Origin of the sequence: Pantoea sp. 18069, assembly GCF_902706035.1 — a bacterium.
GTDB lineage: Bacteria > Pseudomonadota > Gammaproteobacteria > Burkholderiales > Burkholderiaceae_C > Comamonas.
On sequence record NZ_CACSJA010000026.1, the window covers coordinates 21,124 to 38,007 of the forward strand.

Below are 16,884 nucleotides of genomic sequence, written 5' to 3' on the forward strand. Positions count from 1 at the left end.
AACTGGCATGCCTCAGCATGGAGGCAGCGAGCAAGGGCCGCCCCGCAGCGAGGCTGCCGTCCCCCTCCCGCGAAGCGAGAGAGGGGGAAGCCGCGTAGCGGCTCAGGGGGTGCTTTTCTATTCACAACCATGCTGGTTGTTGACGATGCGCTTGAGCGCATCGGCATCGAGAATGCGGATATGGCGCTGCTTGACTTCGACGATGCCGTCGTCGACGAATTTCGAGAAAGTGCGGCTCACGGTCTCGAGCTTGAGCCCCAGGTAGCTGCCGATTTCCTCGCGCGTCATGCGCAGCACCAGTTCCGACGCCGAGAAGCCCCGCGTGTGCAGCCGCTGCACCAGGTTCAGCACAAAGGCCGCGAGGCGCTCTTCGGCGCGCATGCTGCCCAGCAGCAGCATCACGCCATGCTCGCGCACGATTTCGCGGCTCATGACCTTGTGCACATGGTTTTGCAGCACCGTGACTTCGCGTGACAGCTCCTCGAGCTTGTCGAATGGCATCACGCAGACTTCGGCGTCCTCGAGCGCGACCGCATCGCAGGTGTGGTGGTCGTTGACGATACCGTCGAGGCCTATGATCTCGCCGGCCATCTGAAAGCCCGTGACCTGGTCGCGCCCGTCCTCGGTTGCCACGCTGGTCTTGAAGAATCCGGTGCGGATGGCATAAAGCGAAGAAAACGCCTCGCCGTTGTGGAACAGCAGGCTGCCGCGCTTGACCTTGCGACGCACCGCGACGATGGTGTCGATGCGCTGCATCTGTTCTTCGTTCAGGCCTATGGGCAGGCACAGCTCGCGCAGATTGCAGGTGGAGCAGGAGGCTTTGATCGCTTGTAGATTCATGAAGGGGACCTCGGGGTGGGCGGATGCGAGTCTGAAGGCCGGCGCGAGCCCTGTTTATCGCATGGAACGCCGCAGCGTGCAGCGCATGGAATCACGGCTGCTACTGACATGCATCAAATTGTCGCAGGCGCGGGCTGCGCAAGACTTGATCGACATCAAGGTCCTGGAGATTGCAATGCGGCAAAGTACCGCAAAGCAAGGAATATCCCATGACCGCAATCACCCCCGAGCTGTTGCAGCGTTTTGACGTGCCGGGCCCGCGCTATACCTCGTTCCCGACGGCCGACCGTTTCGTCGAAGCCTTCGGCCAGGACGACTACACCCTGGCGCTGGCGCAGCGCCGCCAGGGCGCGCCCGGTCAGGCGCGGGCGCTGTCGCTGTACGTGCACATCCCGTTCTGCGCCGCGCTGTGCTACTACTGCGCCTGCAACAAGATCATCACGCGCCACCCCGAGCGCGCCCGCACCTATCTCGAATACCTGGCGCGCGAAGTCGCGCTGCATACCAGCCACTGCGGCACGGGCCAGCCTGTGAGCCAGCTGCACCTGGGCGGCGGCACGCCGACCTTCCTCAGCGACCAAGGCCTGACCGAGCTGATGGACCTGCTGCGCCGCCACTTCGCGTTCCAGCCCGGCGGCGAGTATTCGATCGAAGTCGATCCGCGCACCGTGACGCCCGAGCGCCTGGCGTTTCTCGCGCAGCTGGGCTTCAACCGCCTGAGCTTTGGCGTGCAGGATTTCGATCCCCAGGTGCAAAAAGCCGTGCATCGCGAGCAGCCCGCCGAGCAGGTGTTCGCGCTGGTGCAGGCGGCGCGCGCGCTGGGCTTCGAGTCCGTCAACGTCGACCTGATCTACGGCCTGCCGTGCCAGACGCCGCAATCGTTCGAGCGCACGCTCGAGCAGGTCGGAGAACTGCGGCCCGACCGCATCGCGCTTTACGCCTATGCCCATCTGCCCGAGCGTTTCAAGCCGCAGCGGCGCATCGATGCCGCGGCGCTGCCCGGCGCGGGCGCGAAGCTGGCCATGCTCGCGCGCTCGCTGGAAAGCTTCCAGGAAGCCGGCTATGTCTATGTGGGCATGGACCACTTCGCACTGCCCACCGATGCGCTGGCCGTGGCCAAGCGCCAGGGGCGGCTGCACCGCAACTTCCAGGGTTACAGCACCCAGCCCGACTGCGACCTGATCGCGCTCGGCGTCTCGGCCATAGGCCGGGTGGGGGCCACCTACAGCCAGAATGCGAAGACGCTGGCCGAGTACTACGACCTGCTTGACCAGGGCCGGCTGCCCGTGGTGCGCGGCCTCGCGCTGGGCCGCGACGACCTGATACGGCGCGCGGTGATCATGGCGCTGATGTGCCAGGGCGAAGTGCTGTTCGAGTCGCTGGACCAGGCCTGGCTGATCGATTCGCGGCGCTACTTTGCCGCCGAACTGGCGATGCTCGCCGAACTGCAGGACCAGGGGCTGGTGGAGATCGACGCCGAAAGCCTGCGCGTCACGGCCATGGGCTGGTATTTCGTGCGCGCAGTCGCCATGACGTTTGACCGCTATTTGCAGGCCGACAGAAACCGCGCGCGGTTTTCCAGGATCATCTAGAGCGAGCGGGTCCGTTCGCGCCGAGCCTGTCGAAGCGCACTGCGGCCGCCGGTTCCCATTCACACTTTTCTGCCTGCGTGACCAGGCGCTGAGCCTATGCTGTTTTCGCTGGTTTGGACGGCCGCCGTGATGGGCCTCATGGGCGGCCCGCATTGCCTGGCCATGTGCGCCGCGCCATGCGCCGTGGTGACGTCGGCGACGGCCGGTGCCGCGGGCAGCGTCGGCGTGGTCCAGGTCCAGGTCCAGGTCCAGGTCCCTGGCCGGCGCAGCCGGCTGTGGCAGCGCAGCGCGCTGTTCCATGCGGGCCGGATCGCGGGCTATGCGAGCCTGGGCGCGCTCGCGGCCGTCGCGGTGCAGGGGCTGGCCTGGCTCAACATGCGCACCACGGCCATGGGGCCGGTCTGGACCTTCATGCACCTGGCCATCATGGTCTGGGGCATTTTGATGATGGCCCAGGCGCGCCAGCCGGCCTGGATCGAATCGGCGGGCCGCGCGCTGTGGCGGCGCGTGCAGCCCGTGGTGGCCGCGCCTGGCGGCAGCTTTGCCACCGGCTTTGTCTGGGCGCTGATGCCCTGCGGCCTGCTGTATTCGGCGCTGCTGGTCGCGGGCTTGAGCGGCGGCGCGCTGCCGGGCGCATTGTCCATGGCCGCTTTTGCGATCGGCAGCGGGCTGTGGCTGCTGGCCGCGCCCTGGCTCTGGGGCCGGCTGCGCGGGCAGCTCAATGCGCTGCGCGCCGACTGGGGCAGCCGCGCTGCCGGGCTGATGCTGTTTGGCGTCGCGGCCTGGGCATTGTGGATGGATCTGGTCTACAAACCGTCACTATGGTGTAGATAAGGCGCGTGCGCACGCGTTGGTTCATTCTTCGGCGGGCCCGCCGAGGGGCCCCGGGACGAATGGGCGAAGAAGCCCCGTGCCAAAATTCCCAGGCACCGTTCCCCGCAGCTTGTCGCAGGGCGGCTGGCATGGCACAAGCTCTTTGGTATCGTGAACACGCTCTTATCTGCGCCAGCCGCGCAAAAAGTCCAGCCCAGCCCGCAGAAGGCTCGCATGCCCTCAAGAACTGGTGATAATGTCAGAAACAAATGGACAGTTGTGCAACCTTTTGTACTGTAACGCTTTCAACAGTGAATTCATCTGTCCTGATCAATCCGAATGCCTTGCGCGTCGGCATGTACATCCAGCTGGAAGTCGGCTGGATGCGCCATCCCTTTCCCGTCAACAGCTTTCGCATTGTTTCCGATAGCCAGCTCCAGACCCTCAAGGCGCTGGGGCTGGATGCTATTCGCTATTTTCCTGCGCTCAGTGAAATCGCTTCCTTCGAGAGCGTGGGCGATGCCGACGCGGCGCCGGCGCACGCCGCCCCCATGACGCAGCTTGCACCCGCAGCGCCTGGCGATGCAGCCGAGGCTGCGCAAGCCAGGCCGCCGGAGCCCGGGTCCGCGCTGGAGCCGGCTTCGCATGCGCTGCCCCCGCTGTGGCGGCGCTGCGATGAGCGCTTTCGCGCCGCGGCGCGCGAATACATGCAGCTATACGCCTGCGCGGCCGCACAGCCCGAACAGGCACTCGCCAAGAGCCACGGCATGGTCCAGGGCTATCTCCAGGATGTGCTGCCCGCGGGCGATCTGGTGATCCGCCTGCTGTCCGAAAGCTCGGGACACCGCCAGGCCGAGCACCCGGTCAACGTGACGGTGCTGTGCCTGCTGCTGGGCCGTACGCTGGGCATGAACGCTGCGGACCTGTATGAACTCGGCCTGGCGGCGTTGCTGCATGACATCGGCAAGGACCCCAAGCCCGGCGCCACGCCCATGCCGCGCGTGCAGTACGAGCGCCATGTCGGGGACTCGGTGGCGCTGGCGATGGGCATGGGGGTGTCCAGCGATGTGCTCACGGCCATGGCCCAGCACCACGAATTTGCCGATGGCAGCGGTTTTCCGCTGCATCTGATAGGCGAAGACCTGAGTGCCGCGGGCAAGGTGCTGTGCCTGGTCAACGCCTACGACCGCCTTTGCAATCCGGAATTCGCGCAGGAAGGGCAGACGCCCCATGAAGCGCTGTCCGTGCTCTATGCCCAGTACCGGGAGCGCTTCGATCCGGCCATTCTGAAAGCCTTCATCCGCATGATGGGCGTGTACCCGCCCGGCTCGGTCGTGCAGCTCGCGGACGGGCGTTTCGCGATGGTCGTTTCGGTCAACAGCTCGCGCCCGCTCAAGCCCCAGGTGCTGGTCTACGACGCCCAGGTGCCGCTTGCCCAGGCACTGCCGCTGGACCTCGAGATGTTCGAGGAAATAGGCATCCGGCGCAGCCTGCGCCCGGACCAGCTGCCGCGCGAAGCGCTGAGCTACCTTTCGCCGCGCCAGCGTATCTGCTACTTCTTCGAGCGCGCCGTCGAGCCCTGCGCCCCCAAGGAGCAGGCGCCATGACCCAGCCGTTCGAAGCCCTCTGGCACCAGACGCTCGATGCGCTGCTGGAGGCCGTCTGGCTGGTCGACGAGGAAACGCTCAGCATCCGCTTCGCCAATCGCGCGGCCGAGAAGCTCACGTCCTATGACCGCCAGACCATGCAGGGCATGCCCGTGCAGGCGCTCGCGGCCACGCCCCAGGACCTGTGTCTCTGGGAGGATGCGAACCAGTGGCGCAGCGGCTCGCAGACCCTGACCCAGGTGCTGTGCCGCGATGGCGTCCTGCGGCCCGTCGAGCAGCGCGTCGAGCGCATCGCTTTCCCTTCGGGTGGCTCGGCCGGCTGGCTGATGCTGAGCATGCTCGACCGCAGCGAGCAGGCGCGCAACGAGAACGAACTCGAAGCCCTTCTGTCCGACCTGCGCGCGACGCTCGATTCCACGGCCGACGGCATGCTGGTCTGCAGCCAGGACGGCGGCATACGCGCGTTCAACCACCGTCTGGCGACGATCTGGGGGCTGCCCCAGGGCATGCTGACGGAGCGCAACGACGCGGGCATTCTCGATTACATGGCCGGCAAGGTCGTTGACCGGCAAGGCTATGCGCAGCGCCTGGAGGCGCTGCACCGCCAGCCCTTGCTGGAAAGCACCGATGTGCTGGCGCTCGAGGGCGGGCAGATCATCGAGCGGCGCTCCGTGCCCCAGCTCAAGCGTGGCGCGCCCATCGGCCGCATCCATACTTTCCGCGACATCACGCGAGAAGTCGAAGTGCAGGCCGGCCTGGAGCTCGCCGCCCGGGTGTTCGACTGCAGCCTCGACGCGATTTTCATTGCCGACGCCGGCCACAGCCTGGTGCGCGCCAACCCCGCCTGCCTGCGACTGATGGGTGAGCGCAATGGCGCGGGGCGCGACGTGCGCGATCTGTTCGGCAGCAGCGTGCCGGCGAACTGGTATACGGCGGCGGCCCAGGAGTGGGGCACGGGCGGTTTCTGGCAGGGCAATCTCTGGCTGGACCAGGGCGCGGGGCAGCGCTGCCCGGTGCGCTTGTCCTGGGTGGCACTGCGCGATGCACAGAACGTGGTTTTCCAGACCATTGGCTTCATGCGCGATCTGACGCAGCAGCAGCAGGCCCAGCAGCGCATCGAGGAGCTGGCGTTCAGCGACGCGCTCACCGGCCTGCCCAACCGCCTGAGCCTGGCCGCGCACGTGGGCCAGGCCATCGAGCGGGCGGCGCAGACGCATGAAGTGTTCGCCATCCTGTTCATCGATCTCGACCATTTCAAGATCATCAACGACTCGCTGGGCCACCAGTTCGGTGACCGGGTGCTCAAGCTGGTCGCCGAGCGCCTGCAGGCCTGCCTGCGGTCGGCCGACATGCTCAGCCGCCTGGGCGGCGACGAGTTCGTGCTGTACCTCGAGGGCTGCGACGAGACTTTGGCGGCGAGCGTCGCGCAGCGCATACTGCGCGAAATGCTGCGGCCTTTCCTGCTCGACGGCCTGGGCTTTTCGGTGCAGTGCAGCATCGGCGTGGCGCAGTATCCGAGCCACGGCCATACGCTGGACGAACTCATCATGCAGGCGGACACGGCGATGTACCGCGTCAAGGAGCGCGGCCGCGGCCATTACAGCTTCTACCAGCCGCAGATGAACTCCGGCCTGCTGTCGCGCATGAAGCTCGAGCACGCGATGCGCCAGGCGCTCGAGCACGGACGCATGGCGGTCTATTTCCAGCCGCAGGTGCATATCGGCAGCAACCGCATCATGGGCGCCGAAGCCCTGCTGCGCTGGACCGATCCCGATTTCGGCGTGGTCTCGCCCGCGGTGTTCATACCCATGGCCGAGGAGTCGGGCTATATCGTGACGCTGGGCGCCTGGGTGCTGGAGCAGTCGATCCGCGAAGCCGTGCACTGGAGCACCCAGGGTCTGCCGCTCAAAGTCTCGGTCAATGTGTCGGCGCTGGAGTTTCGCCAGACCGATTTTGTCGAGCGGCTGCAGTTGCTGCTGCTGCGCCATGGCCTGCCCTCGCACCTGCTGGAGCTCGAACTCACGGAAAGCATCCTGCTGCAGGACGCGCAGGAAATGGCGGCGCGCGTGCGCTCGATCGCCGAGCTGGGCGTGGGCCTGGTCATTGATGACTTCGGTACGGGTTACTCGAGCCTTGGCTATCTGAAGAAGCTGCCTATCGCCAAGATCAAGATCGACCAGTCCTTTGTGCGCGGCCTGCCGCACGATCCGGGCGACCGCGCCATCGTCAGCGCGATCATCAGCCTGGGGCAGGCGCTGGGCACGGAAGTCGTCGCCGAAGGCGTGGAGACCAGCGAGCAACGCGACTGCCTGAGGGAGCTGCATTGCCACTTCTTCCAGGGCTTCCTGTGCTCGCCCGGCCTGCCTGCGCAAGCCTTCGGCGCACGCATGCGCGAGCAGGGCGTGCTCGTCGAGGACGAGTGGCGCTCCGGTTCGGCTGCGGGGCCAGGCCTGGGCATACAGAGCGGCAGCTCGGGTCGTCAGTAACGCCCGACCCCTGCCTCGACGGGGCGGACCGGCCGGCGCCACCGCGGGCAGGTACTTGGGCCTGCGCTCCCACTGTTTGCGGCGGCCTGCCTTTTCCAGGGCATGGATCCGCCGCGCGCTGCCCGCTGCACGGGCATGCGTGGGCGCGTGCCTTGCTGCAGTGGTTTCAGAATGAAAATGCAGCGCAGTTAATGACATATATAGATACACTTTCTCGCAACGAGATTAATCATTGGTGTATATGAATATGTTGTAATTAATTGCGACTATCATTTTTTAAATCCGGTTGATTTTTGGATTTGCTGTAGGCGTAAACCGACTGGCGTAAAACTTCATTTCCCACAGAGCAGGCCGGAATGGCGATATACATTAAATGCACATCTTGCTTACGGGTGAATGTGTTTGAAAATCAGCAGGCATTCATTAAATGCCTGCTTTGATAGAAAAGGATTTCTTATGAACGAAGATCGAATCGCAGGCAACTGGAAACAATTCAAGGGCAAGCTCCGCGAGCAGTGGGGCAAGCTCACCGACGATGATCTTGACGTCGTTGCCGGCAAGCGAGACCAGTTCATCGGCAAGATCCAGGAGCGTCAGGGCATCCTCAAGGAAGACGCCGAGAAGCAGCTCAAGGATTGGGAGGAGCGCAATCCCGATTTCCGCTTCGACGACTGACGGTTTTCTCCAGCATTCATTCTTTCAGATGCATTCAGGGCGCCGTATTTTATTTTCCATGCCGCGCTTTCTGTCTGTCCGTCATAAATAAAGGAAGATAATCATGAACTTCAAACAGAAACTGACTGCCGTGTGCGCTGTTGTCTGCATGTCTTCGGTGTTTGCCGTGACGCCCGCAGAACACAAGGCCGCCAAGGAGCAGATCAGCGCTGATTACAAGGCGGCGAAAGCCCACTGTAATTCCCTGATGGGAAATGCAAAGGACGTTTGTGAGAAGGAAGCCAAGGGCCGTGAAAAGGTCGCCGAGGCCGAACTCGATTACCGCGCTGACGCCAGCGAACGCAATCGCCATAACCTCGCCAAGGCCAAGGCCAATGCGATTTACGAGGTCGACAAGGAAAAGTGCGACGACCTCCAGGGCAATCCCAAGGATGTCTGCGTCAAGGATGCCAAGGCCGCCCGCGTGAAGGCGCTGGAAGCCGCAAAGGTTGCCGATGCACGCGCCGAAAGCAACGTCTCGCCGGCCCGCAAGGCTGCTGACGTGTCCGAAGCCCGCAAGGACGCAAGCCAGAATGTGCGTGAAGCCGAATACAAGGCTGCGCGTGAGCGTTGCGATGCCCTGAGCGGCGATGTCAAGGACAAGTGCGTTGCCGATGCCAAGCGCATTCACGGGCAATAACAGCACCCCGAGCTGCTTGCTGGCTCACGGCGGTATCGAAGGCTGCGCTCCAGGCCATTGCCAGCGATAACAGCCCATGCCGGCCACCAAGGCCGCAGTCCCTCAATGGGGCTGCGGCTTTTGGCCCTTTTTTGGCCGGTCGCAGCCACTCGCAAATACGACAGGCAAAAAAAAGTCCGCCGAAGCGGACTGTATCAAAGCGCGAAGTGCAAGCCTTGCAGGCTTGCACGGGAATAGGTGTCTGCAAATCACCGGACCGGCATCCTGAACCGGGGTTCAGGGGGGCAAGGGCAGCTTGACGTTGGGTTCATCTAACGCGAGACGATCACGCTCACCAAGCGATGTACCAAGCCCGGGCTCAATGAGCATTGGTTCAAGGAAATATAAAGCCCGGCAGATTTGCAGACGTCTTCATTGTAGTGTGGATGCACGCAACCTGGCGCTGGCCGCACAATTTTTTTACAGTAATTGTGCGTCGGCTTCGAGCGCCTGGTCGAGGCGCTCGAGCAGGGCGACGATGCGCTGGGCATCGGCCTGCTGCTGGATCATGGCCTGGGCCCAGGCGGCGGCAGCAGCGGGGTCCTCCTCGGCGGGCTGCTCCACGGGCTCTGCGACCGGTGCGGGCATGCGCTCGGCGGTCACGATGTCGAACGCCATGTTGAGCGCGGCGAGCACGGCCACGCGTTCGCGCGAGCGCACCTTGCCGGCATCGCGGATGCGGCCCATGGTGTCGTTGACGCGCGCGACCGCTTCGAGCAGGCGCTCTTCGTGGCCTTCCGGGCAGGTCAGCAGATAGCTTTGGTGCAGGATCTGGACGTCGAGCTGCTTCATGCGCCGGCCCCTTCGTTGCTGGGCAGGCGTTCGATCAACGCATCGACACGCGCCCGGGCGGCGCTCAGGCGTGAGCGCAGCGAATCGCGCTCCTGGGTCAGTGCGGCGACCTGTTCGGCCAGCAGGGCATTGGTACGCTGAAGCTCCTCGTGGCGCAACAGAAGTCGCTCCACGCGGTCGGAAATAAGGTCGAGGGGTGACTGGGCAGACATAGACTGGTTGATTGTAGAACTTGTAGCCGCGGGTGTGCGTAAGAAACAGTAGCGCAGCGGCGTTGCGGCGTGCCAAATCCTCCCTGGTCCTACAAAAATGCCGGGCCCGTCGCATTGCCAGCGTGCGCAAACAGGCGCGGATACAATGGGCGCCGTTGGTGCTCATGCGCTTGGCTCTCAAGCGCATAGTTCAACGGGAAGCAGGGAGGAGCGGCCGTGATGCCGGCGTTCCGTGCCTGCGCTGCCCCCGCAACGGTCAGCGGATGAGCGTCTTGCGATGCTCGGCTCTTCTTTACTTGCCACTGGCGCTGCGCTGGGAAGGCTTGCAAGAGTGTGCTCCGCCCAGCCCGGATACCGGCCAACGAGGTGTGGTCCGTCGTCGCCCGCGACGCGGATTGCTTTGACCCATTGCCGACGGGAAGGTCGGCGCCGGGTGCCTTCATGTTGATTTTCATGTCTTACCCTTCTTCTGGCGCTGCAGCGCCCATTGCCGCGCGCCCCGGTGTTCTGTTCCTGGCCTTGTCCGCTGTCTTCGGCGGCGTCTGCGCCCAGGCCCAGCCACTGCTGGAAACCCAGGTGCCCATGACCGTGGTCACGGCCGCGCGTGCGCCGCAGTCCGCGCAGGAACTGCTGGCCGACATGTCGGTCATCGACCGGGCCACGATAGAGGCCAGCGGCGCCACGGGCCTGGCCGATGTGCTCGTGCGCGTGCCGGGCATACAGATGGTGCGCAACGGCGGCATAGGCAACACCACCAGCCTGATGCTGCGCGGCGCGGACACGGCGTACACGGCGGTCTATATCGACGGCATCCGCTTTTCCTCGCAAAGCGGCAGCGGTGGCCCGACCTGGGAAAGCATTCCGCTGGCAATGGTCGATCGCATCGAAGTGCTGCGCGGCCCGGCCGCGGCCATCTACGGCTCCGACGCCATGGGCGGCGTGGTGCAGATCTTCACGCGCCGCGCCGAGCATGCGTTTGCACCGTCGCTCACCGTAGGCGCAGGCTCGCGCGGCACACTGCGTGCGCAGGCCGGCGTCAGCGGCGTGGGCGGTGTGGACAAGGCCTGGGACTATGCGCTGGACATCGCCGGCGAGCGCAGCGACGGCTTCGACGTGCGGCCCAGCCGCAACCCCGACCGCGATGGCTACAAAAGCCTGTCGGGCGCGGCCCGGCTGGGCTTGCGCATCAATGACAGCCACCAGTTGCGCGCTTCGCTGCTGGCCAGCGATATCGATGCGGGCTACGACAACAGCCCCCGGCTGGGCGTGGACGATCGCACCAAGCACCGCATGCACGCCGCGGGTCTCGAATGGAATGCGCAGTGGAGCGAGCGCTGGAGCAGCGTGCTCGCGCTCAATGCATCGCAGGACCGCTACGAAACCACGCCCACGGCCTATCTGAGCACCACGCAGCTGCGCGGCCTGTCGTGGCAGAACCACTGGCGCGTGGGCGCGCAGACTTTCTCGGCGACGCTGGAGCGCCGTGAGGATGCGCTGCAGAATGCGCCCGTGGACCGCGAACGCGCGCAGAATGCGCTCGCGCTCGGCTACCAGTGGCATGCGGACAAGCAGCACCTGCAGGGCCAGGTGCGCCATGACAGCGACAGCGAATTCGGCGACAAGCAGACCGGCAGCCTGGCCTATGGCTACGACCTCACGCCGCAATGGCGCGCGACGGCCTCGGCGGCCACCTCGTTTCGCGCGCCCACGCTCTACCAGCGCTTCAGCAACTACGGCACGGCGAGCCTGACGCCGGAAAACGGCCGCAACCTCGAGCTGGGCGTACGCTACGGCGCCGGGCACGATACGTTCTCGGCCACGGCCTACCGCAACCGCATCCGCGACCAGGTCTCGTACCAGGCCGGCGCGCGCGGCTGCGCGAGTTCGCTGGGCTGCTATGTCAGCGTCGCCCAGGCCGAGTACCAGGGCCTGACGCTCGCGGCCGCGACCCGGGCGCTGGGCGTGCGCTGGCATGGTTCGCTGGACTTCAATTCCGCCAGGGATGGCTCCACCGGCCTGTACCTGACGCGCCGCGCCCGGCAGTTCGGCACGCTGGGCGCAAGCCGCCAGATCGCGGGCTGGCAATGGGGCGCCGACGTGCAGTGGAGCGCTCGCCGCTTCGACGATGCCGCCAACACCAAGGTGCTGGGCGGCTATGCGCTGTGGAATCTTTCTGCGAGCAAGTCGCTGGCGCGCGACTGGAAGCTGCTCGCGCGCCTGGACAATGCGTTCGACAAACACTATGAGACCGCCGCTACCTACGCCACCGAAGGCCGGCGCTTCTTCGTGAGCCTGCAATGGACACCCACGCTCTGACTTGCGTGCGCTGCCCGGCGCTGCTGATCACCGCGCCCGCGTCGGGCCAGGGCAAGACCACGCTCACGGCCGCGCTTGCGCGCCTGCACACGCGCCAGGGGCGGCGCGTGCAGGTCTTCAAATGCGGGCCCGACCATCTGGACCCGCACTGGCACCAACTGGCCAGCGGCGCGCCCGTGCATTCGCTGGACCTGTGGATGACGGGCGAGGCCGATGCGCGCGCGCGCCTGCACGCTGCGGCGCAGACCGCCGACCTGATCCTGATCGAAGGCGTGATGGGCCTGTTCGACGGCAGCCCGAGCGCGGCCGACCTCGCGCGGCTGCTGGACATTCCGGTGCTTGCGGTGATAGATGCGTCGGCCATGTCCGCGACGCTGGGCGCGCTGGCGTTCGGGCTGCAGCATTTTCAGCCCGGCCTGCGCTGGGCCGGCGTGCTGGCCAACCGCGTGGCCAGTGCCCGCCATGCGCAGCTGCTGCAGGCTGGCGTGCGCGAGGACAGCCTGTGGCAAGGTGCGGTGCAACGTATTTCTGCCGACGCGAGCCCACAGCCCGCGCTGCTGCCCCAGCGCCATCTGGGCCTGGTCGCGGCGCACGAACTCGACGATGGCCTGCAGCGGCTCGATGCCGCCGCCGATGCGCTCGCGGCCACGCCGCTGGGCCAGCGCAGCTGGCAGGACTGGCAGCAATGGACGGTGGAGTTTGCGCCGCCCGCGCATGCTCCCGCCGCAGGCGATCCCGAGGCCCTGGGCCTGTGGCTGTCGGGGCGCGTGATTGCCGTGGCGCGCGATGCGGCCTTCAGCTTTGTCTATCCCGCAAATCTTGACTGCCTGCGCGCGATGGGCGCGCAACTGCGCTTTTTCTCGCCGCTGGCCGGCGAGCGCCTGCCCGCGTGCGACGCGCTGTGGCTGCCCGGCGGCTACCCCGAGCTGCACGCCGCGCAGCTCGCGGCGCAGACCGGGCTGCAGGCCGACATCCTGGCCCACTGGCAGGCGAACAAGGCCATCTGGGCCGAATGCGGCGGTATGCTTGCGCTTTGCGAAGGCATTACCACCAGCGACGGCGCGTGGGCGCCGCTGTGGGGGCTGATGCCGGGCAGGGCGCAGATGCAAAAACGCCTCGCGGGCCTGGGCATGCAGCAACTGCCCACGCCCTGGGGGGCGCTGCGCGGCCACACTTTTCACTACGCGCAGCTTGACAGCCCGGCGACGCCGCTGGGGCGCAGCCACCGGCCGGGCGAGGCTGCGGGCGAAGGCAGCGGCGAATGGCTGTACCGGCATGGCAGCCTGCACGCGAGTTTTTTCCATGCCTGGTTCGCTTCGCACCCCCGCGCCATCGCCGCGTTGCTGGGTGCGGGTGATGACGGACAAGATCGGGAGTTGGACGCATGACTGCAGCGCGCAGCGAGTTGATTCTGGGCGGGCAAAAAAGCGGCAAGTCGCGCCGCGCCGAAAACCTGGCCCGGGAATGGCTGGCGCCATCGCCCGCGCGCAGCGCCTGGCTGCTGGCCACGGGCCAGGCCTGGGACGCCGAAATGCAGACCCGGATTGCGCGCCACCAGCGCGACCGCGCCGAGCGCGTACCCGGCCTGCGCACGCTCGAAGTGCCGCTGGACCTTGCATCGGCAGTGCGCGAACGCAGCCAGCCCGACTGCCTGCTGGTCATCGACTGCCTGACCATGTGGCTGACCAACTGGATGATGCCTATGACCGAACATTTGCCCGGGGCGCAGCGCTGGGCGGAACAAGCCGATGCGTTCATGGCCGCGCTGGCCCGGGCACGGGGGCCGGTGGTGATCGTCGGCAACGAGATCGGCCTGGGCGTGATTCCGCTGGGCAGCGAAGTGCGGGCGTTTGTCGATGCGCTGGGCGTGCTCAACCAGCGCGTGGCCGCGACCTGCAGCCACGCCACGCTGATGTGCGCCGGCCTGCCGCTGGTGCTCAAGGGGGGCGCATGACGATTGGATTCAGCTTACATGCTTTCTGGAGGCGGGCAGTAAAATCTTCCGTTCGCCCTGAGCCTGTCGAAGGGTCTGTTCGTCCTGCGTCTGTCGAAGGGGCCGCTCGCCCTGAGCCTGTCGAAAGGTCTGTTCGTTCTGCGCCTGTCGAAGGACTGTCGTGGACGGCATTGATCCTGGCTCTGTCACTGATCGCTGGCCTGGCGCTGCCGGCCAGTGCTGAGGCACTTGTACCGACTGCAGCAGCCGCCATCACGCTTACCGACGCGCGCGGCAAGCTCGTGCAGCTGGCCGCGCCGCCGCAGCGCATCGTGAGCCTGTTGCCGTCGCTCGCCGAGTCGGTCTGCGCGCTCGGCGCCTGCGAGCGCATTGTCGGCGTGGACCGCTACACCACCTGGCCGCCCGCGCTCGCGCAGTTGCCGCGCCTGGGCGGCAATCTGGACCCGAACATCGAGGCCGTGCTGGCGTTGCGCCCGGACGTGGTGCTGATCTCGGTGGCTTCGCGCGCCGTGCAGCGCTTCGAGGCGCTGGGCCTCAAGGTGCTCGCGCTCGAGCCGCGCACCCATGCCGAAGTGCATGGCGTGCTGCGCACGCTGGCGACGATGCTGGCGCTGCCACCGCAGCAGGGCGCCGATCCGCTCTGGGCGCGGATCGAGCAGGGCCTGGAGCAGGCCGCGCGCGCCATGCCCGCGCAGGCGCGCGGCCAGCGCGTGTTCTTCGATGCCAGCCGCGGTCCGGTGGCCGCGGGCGCGCATTCCTTCATCGGCGAGACGCTGGCCCGGCTGGGCCTGGTCAACGTCGTGCCCGCGGCCCTGGGGCCGTTTCCACGGCTGAACCCCGAATACGTGGTGCGCGCCGACCCGGACCTGCTGATGGGCGGCCAGCGCAGCCTGGGCGACAGCGGCGTGCCCTATCCGGGCTGGTCGGCGCTGCGCGCCGTGCAGGCCGGACGCATCTGCCGCTTCGAGGGCGCCGAGTCCGATCTCATGATACGGCCCGGCCCGCGGCTGGCCGAGGCGGCGATGGCCATGGCCGCCTGCGTGCGCAAGGTCTACCCATGAAGGCGAATCCGCTGCGTCCTTCCTGGCTTGCGCTCGCGCTGCTGCTGGCCAGCCTGCTGTTGATGCTGCTGGGCGCGGGCATTGGCAGCACGGGCTGGGAAAGCGTCTGGAGCCTGGGCGCGCCAAACGCTGATCCGCTGGCCTGGCAGATCGTGCGCGATATCCGCCTGCCGCGCACCACGGGCGCCTGGCTTGCCGGCGCGCTGCTGGGCCTCGCGGGTGCCGTGGCCCAGGGCGTGTTCCGCAATCCGCTGGCCGATCCGTATCTGCTGGGCAGCGCTTCGGGCGCCTCGCTGGGCGTGGCGCTGGCCATGGCGGCGCTGGGCGTGTCGCCGTTCGCGCTGCAAGGCCTGCTGCGCCTGGGCATCACCGGCGCGGCGTTTGCGGGTGCCGTGGGCGCCGTGCTGCTGACGCTGCTGCTTGCCAAGGGGGCGCACAACACCATGCGCCTGCTGCTCGCCGGCGTGGTGGTGGGCGTGGTGCTTGGCGCCGCGTCGTCGATGGTGCTGATGCTGTCGCCCGAAATCATCCAGGCCATGCAATCCTTCATGCTCGGCAGCACCTCGTTTGTCGGCTGGGGCGCCTGCGCGCTGATGGCCGTGGTGCTGGCGCTGGTGGTGCTGGTCGCCTGGTCGCTCAGCCGCGTGCTCGACGGCCTGGCGCTGGGCGAAGCCACGGCGCTGAGCCTGGGCCTGCCGCTCGCGCCGCTGCGCATGCTGCTGATCGTGGTGATGGCGCTGGCCACGGGCACGGCCGTCGCGCAGACCGGGCTGATTGCTTTCGTCGGCCTGGCCGCGCCGCACCTGGTGCGCTCGCTGGTGCGTGCCATGCACGGCTGGCTGCTGCTGCTGAGCGCGGGCATGGGGGCGGTGCTGCTGCTGGGCGCCGACCTGCTCGCGCGCTGGCTGATCGCGCCGCAGGAGCTGCCCGTGGGCGTGCTCACGGCGGTGCTCGGCGGCACCTATCTGCTTTGGCTGATGCACCGGCGCAATGTGCAGGAGCTTTCATGAGTGCAACCTCTCTTGCCGCCGAATGGGCGCTGCAGGCCGAAGGGCTGTCGGTTTCGCTGGGCGGCCAGCAGGTCCTGCATGACCTGTCGCTGCGTCTGCCCGCGGGGCGCTGGACCAGCGTCGTCGGGCCCAATGGCGCGGGCAAGTCGACGCTGCTGCGCGCGCTCGCCGGCATGGGGCACGACCAGGGAAGGGTGCTGCTGCAAGGCCGTGCGCTCCAGGGCTGGAACGGCCGCGCTCGCGCGCGCACCCTGGCCTGGCTCGGGCAGAACCAGGCCACGGCGGGCGACATGTCGGTCTACGACGTCGCCATGCTCGGCCGCCTGCCGCACCAGCCCTGGCTGGGCGCGCCATCGGCGCTGGACCATGCGGCCGTGGAACAGGCGCTGCGCCAGACGCAGAGCTGGGACTGGCGCGCGCGCAGCCTGGGCCAGCTGTCGGGCGGCGAGCGCCAGCGCGTGCTGCTGGCGCGCGCGCTCGCGGTGCAGGCCCAGGTGCTGCTGATGGACGAACCCCTGGCCAACCTCGACCCGCCGCACCAGACCGACTGGCTGCACTGCGTGCAGGAACTCGTCGCCCGGGGCACCACGGTGGTCAGCGTGCTGCATGAAATCTCGATGGCGCTGCAGGCGCAGGAACTGGTGGTGATCGCGCAAGGCCGCGTGCTGCACCAGGGCGGCTGCGCCGACGTCACGACCCACCGCGCGCTCGAACAGGTGTTCGACGAGCGCATCCAGGTGCGCGCCATCGACGGGCAATGGGTGGCGCTGCCGCGCCTGCCCGCACCGCGCTGATTGAATTTTTCTCC

15 protein-coding genes and 1 riboswitch are annotated in these 16,884 nt (G+C 66.9%); of the genes, 12 read left to right on the plus strand and 3 right to left on the minus strand.

What is annotated here, in order from left to right; genetic code table 11:
- Nucleotides 1-117: 117 nt before the first annotated feature.
- Nucleotides 118-840, minus strand: a complete 723-nt coding sequence (fnr, locus tag GVL12_RS18360) for a fumarate/nitrate reduction transcriptional regulator Fnr (protein ID WP_159916716.1) — start codon at nucleotides 838-840, stop codon at nucleotides 118-120.
- 209 nt (nucleotides 841-1,049) lie between these two features.
- Between fnr and hemN the strand changes: the two genes are divergently transcribed.
- The 6 genes from hemN to GVL12_RS18390 all read left to right on the plus strand — a co-directional run bounded on the left by hemN (nucleotide 1,050) and on the right by GVL12_RS18390 (nucleotide 8,692).
- The gene (hemN, locus tag GVL12_RS18365) at nucleotides 1,050-2,432 is read left to right on the plus strand and encodes an oxygen-independent coproporphyrinogen III oxidase (RefSeq protein ID WP_159916719.1); all 1,383 of its coding nucleotides are present in this window, start codon (nucleotides 1,050-1,052) and stop codon (nucleotides 2,430-2,432) included.
- 96 nt (nucleotides 2,433-2,528) lie between these two features.
- Nucleotides 2,529-3,266 carry a sulfite exporter TauE/SafE family protein gene (locus tag GVL12_RS18370; protein ID WP_159916721.1) on the plus strand — a complete coding sequence of 246 codons (738 nt, stop codon included), beginning with the start codon at nucleotides 2,529-2,531 and terminating at the stop codon, nucleotides 3,264-3,266.
- A 290-nt stretch (nucleotides 3,267-3,556) separates the two neighbouring features.
- Nucleotides 3,557-4,852 carry an HD-GYP domain-containing protein gene (locus tag GVL12_RS18375; RefSeq protein ID WP_200843885.1) on the plus strand — a complete coding sequence of 432 codons (1,296 nt, stop codon included), beginning with the start codon at nucleotides 3,557-3,559 and terminating at the stop codon, nucleotides 4,850-4,852.
- On the plus strand, nucleotides 4,849-7,338 hold the full coding sequence (locus GVL12_RS18380) for an EAL domain-containing protein (protein ID WP_159916726.1): 2,490 nt from the start codon (nucleotides 4,849-4,851) through the stop codon (nucleotides 7,336-7,338). The genes GVL12_RS18375 and GVL12_RS18380 overlap by 4 nt, the downstream gene beginning before the upstream one ends.
- 456 nt (nucleotides 7,339-7,794) lie before the next feature.
- A complete protein-coding gene (locus GVL12_RS18385; RefSeq protein ID WP_159916729.1) occupies nucleotides 7,795-8,013 on the plus strand; it encodes a CsbD family protein in 219 nt (72 codons plus the stop codon).
- 103 nt (nucleotides 8,014-8,116) lie between these two features.
- Nucleotides 8,117-8,692 carry a hypothetical protein gene (locus GVL12_RS18390; protein ID WP_159916732.1) on the plus strand — a complete coding sequence of 192 codons (576 nt, stop codon included), beginning with the start codon at nucleotides 8,117-8,119 and terminating at the stop codon, nucleotides 8,690-8,692.
- A gap of 459 nt (nucleotides 8,693-9,151) precedes the next feature.
- Here the strand turns inward: GVL12_RS18390 and GVL12_RS18395 are convergent, their stop codons facing one another.
- Together GVL12_RS18395 and GVL12_RS18400 are read right to left on the minus strand one after the other, a co-directional pair.
- Nucleotides 9,152-9,523, minus strand: coding sequence for a cell division protein ZapA (locus GVL12_RS18395; RefSeq protein WP_159916734.1), 372 nt, complete (start codon nucleotides 9,521-9,523; stop codon nucleotides 9,152-9,154).
- Nucleotides 9,520-9,735 (minus strand): DUF904 domain-containing protein, encoded by a 216-nt coding sequence (locus GVL12_RS18400; protein WP_159916737.1) that lies wholly within the window; start codon nucleotides 9,733-9,735, stop codon nucleotides 9,520-9,522. The genes GVL12_RS18395 and GVL12_RS18400 overlap by 4 nt, the downstream gene beginning before the upstream one ends.
- 139 nt (nucleotides 9,736-9,874) lie before the next feature.
- Nucleotides 9,875-10,113: riboswitch (cobalamin riboswitch) on the plus strand.
- Between the two features lie 75 nt (nucleotides 10,114-10,188).
- On the opposite strand from GVL12_RS18400, the gene GVL12_RS18405 reads away from it, so the two are divergent.
- The 6 genes from GVL12_RS18405 to GVL12_RS18430 all read left to right on the plus strand — a co-directional run bounded on the left by GVL12_RS18405 (nucleotide 10,189) and on the right by GVL12_RS18430 (nucleotide 16,870).
- Nucleotides 10,189-12,051, plus strand: a complete 1,863-nt coding sequence (locus GVL12_RS18405; protein ID WP_200843886.1) for a TonB-dependent receptor — start codon at nucleotides 10,189-10,191, stop codon at nucleotides 12,049-12,051.
- Nucleotides 12,033-13,439, plus strand: coding sequence for a cobyrinate a,c-diamide synthase (locus tag GVL12_RS18410; protein WP_159916740.1), 1,407 nt, complete (start codon nucleotides 12,033-12,035; stop codon nucleotides 13,437-13,439). The genes GVL12_RS18405 and GVL12_RS18410 overlap by 19 nt, the downstream gene beginning before the upstream one ends.
- Nucleotides 13,436-14,005 carry a bifunctional adenosylcobinamide kinase/adenosylcobinamide-phosphate guanylyltransferase gene (locus GVL12_RS18415; RefSeq protein ID WP_159916743.1) on the plus strand — a complete coding sequence of 190 codons (570 nt, stop codon included), beginning with the start codon at nucleotides 13,436-13,438 and terminating at the stop codon, nucleotides 14,003-14,005. The genes GVL12_RS18410 and GVL12_RS18415 overlap by 4 nt, the downstream gene beginning before the upstream one ends.
- 170 nt (nucleotides 14,006-14,175) lie before the next feature.
- Nucleotides 14,176-15,066, plus strand: coding sequence for an ABC transporter substrate-binding protein (locus tag GVL12_RS18420; RefSeq protein ID WP_200843887.1), 891 nt, complete (start codon nucleotides 14,176-14,178; stop codon nucleotides 15,064-15,066).
- The gene (locus GVL12_RS18425; protein ID WP_159916749.1) at nucleotides 15,063-16,076 is read left to right on the plus strand and encodes an iron ABC transporter permease; all 1,014 of its coding nucleotides are present in this window, start codon (nucleotides 15,063-15,065) and stop codon (nucleotides 16,074-16,076) included. Before GVL12_RS18420 ends, GVL12_RS18425 begins: the two co-directional genes overlap by 4 nt.
- Nucleotides 16,073-16,870 carry an ABC transporter ATP-binding protein gene (locus GVL12_RS18430; RefSeq protein WP_159916752.1) on the plus strand — a complete coding sequence of 266 codons (798 nt, stop codon included), beginning with the start codon at nucleotides 16,073-16,075 and terminating at the stop codon, nucleotides 16,868-16,870. The genes GVL12_RS18425 and GVL12_RS18430 overlap by 4 nt, the downstream gene beginning before the upstream one ends.
- Nucleotides 16,871-16,884: the final 14 nt, after the last annotated feature.

What these genes read in the sequence shown, in the direction of transcription:
- GVL12_RS18370 (WP_159916721.1), top strand. Translation starts at nt 2,529, where the DNA reads ATGCTGTTTTCGCTGGTTTGGACGGCCGCCGTGATGGGCCTCATGGGC.
- GVL12_RS18395 (WP_159916734.1), bottom strand. Translation starts at nt 9,523, where the DNA reads ATGAAGCAGCTCGACGTCCAGATCCTGCACCAAAGCTATCTGCTGACC.
- GVL12_RS18380 (WP_159916726.1), top strand. Translation starts at nt 4,849, where the DNA reads ATGACCCAGCCGTTCGAAGCCCTCTGGCACCAGACGCTCGATGCGCTG.
- GVL12_RS18430 (WP_159916752.1), top strand. Translation starts at nt 16,073, where the DNA reads ATGAGTGCAACCTCTCTTGCCGCCGAATGGGCGCTGCAGGCCGAAGGG.
- GVL12_RS18425 (WP_159916749.1), top strand. Translation starts at nt 15,063, where the DNA reads ATGAAGGCGAATCCGCTGCGTCCTTCCTGGCTTGCGCTCGCGCTGCTG.
- GVL12_RS18400 (WP_159916737.1), bottom strand. Translation starts at nt 9,735, where the DNA reads ATGTCTGCCCAGTCACCCCTCGACCTTATTTCCGACCGCGTGGAGCGA.
- GVL12_RS18415 (WP_159916743.1), top strand. Translation starts at nt 13,436, where the DNA reads ATGACTGCAGCGCGCAGCGAGTTGATTCTGGGCGGGCAAAAAAGCGGC.
- GVL12_RS18405 (WP_200843886.1), top strand. Translation starts at nt 10,189, where the DNA reads ATGTCTTACCCTTCTTCTGGCGCTGCAGCGCCCATTGCCGCGCGCCCC.
- hemN (WP_159916719.1), top strand. Translation starts at nt 1,050, where the DNA reads ATGACCGCAATCACCCCCGAGCTGTTGCAGCGTTTTGACGTGCCGGGC.
- fnr (WP_159916716.1), bottom strand. Translation starts at nt 840, where the DNA reads ATGAATCTACAAGCGATCAAAGCCTCCTGCTCCACCTGCAATCTGCGC.
- GVL12_RS18385 (WP_159916729.1), top strand. Translation starts at nt 7,795, where the DNA reads ATGAACGAAGATCGAATCGCAGGCAACTGGAAACAATTCAAGGGCAAG.
- GVL12_RS18410 (WP_159916740.1), top strand. Translation starts at nt 12,033, where the DNA reads ATGGACACCCACGCTCTGACTTGCGTGCGCTGCCCGGCGCTGCTGATC.
- GVL12_RS18390 (WP_159916732.1), top strand. Translation starts at nt 8,117, where the DNA reads ATGAACTTCAAACAGAAACTGACTGCCGTGTGCGCTGTTGTCTGCATG.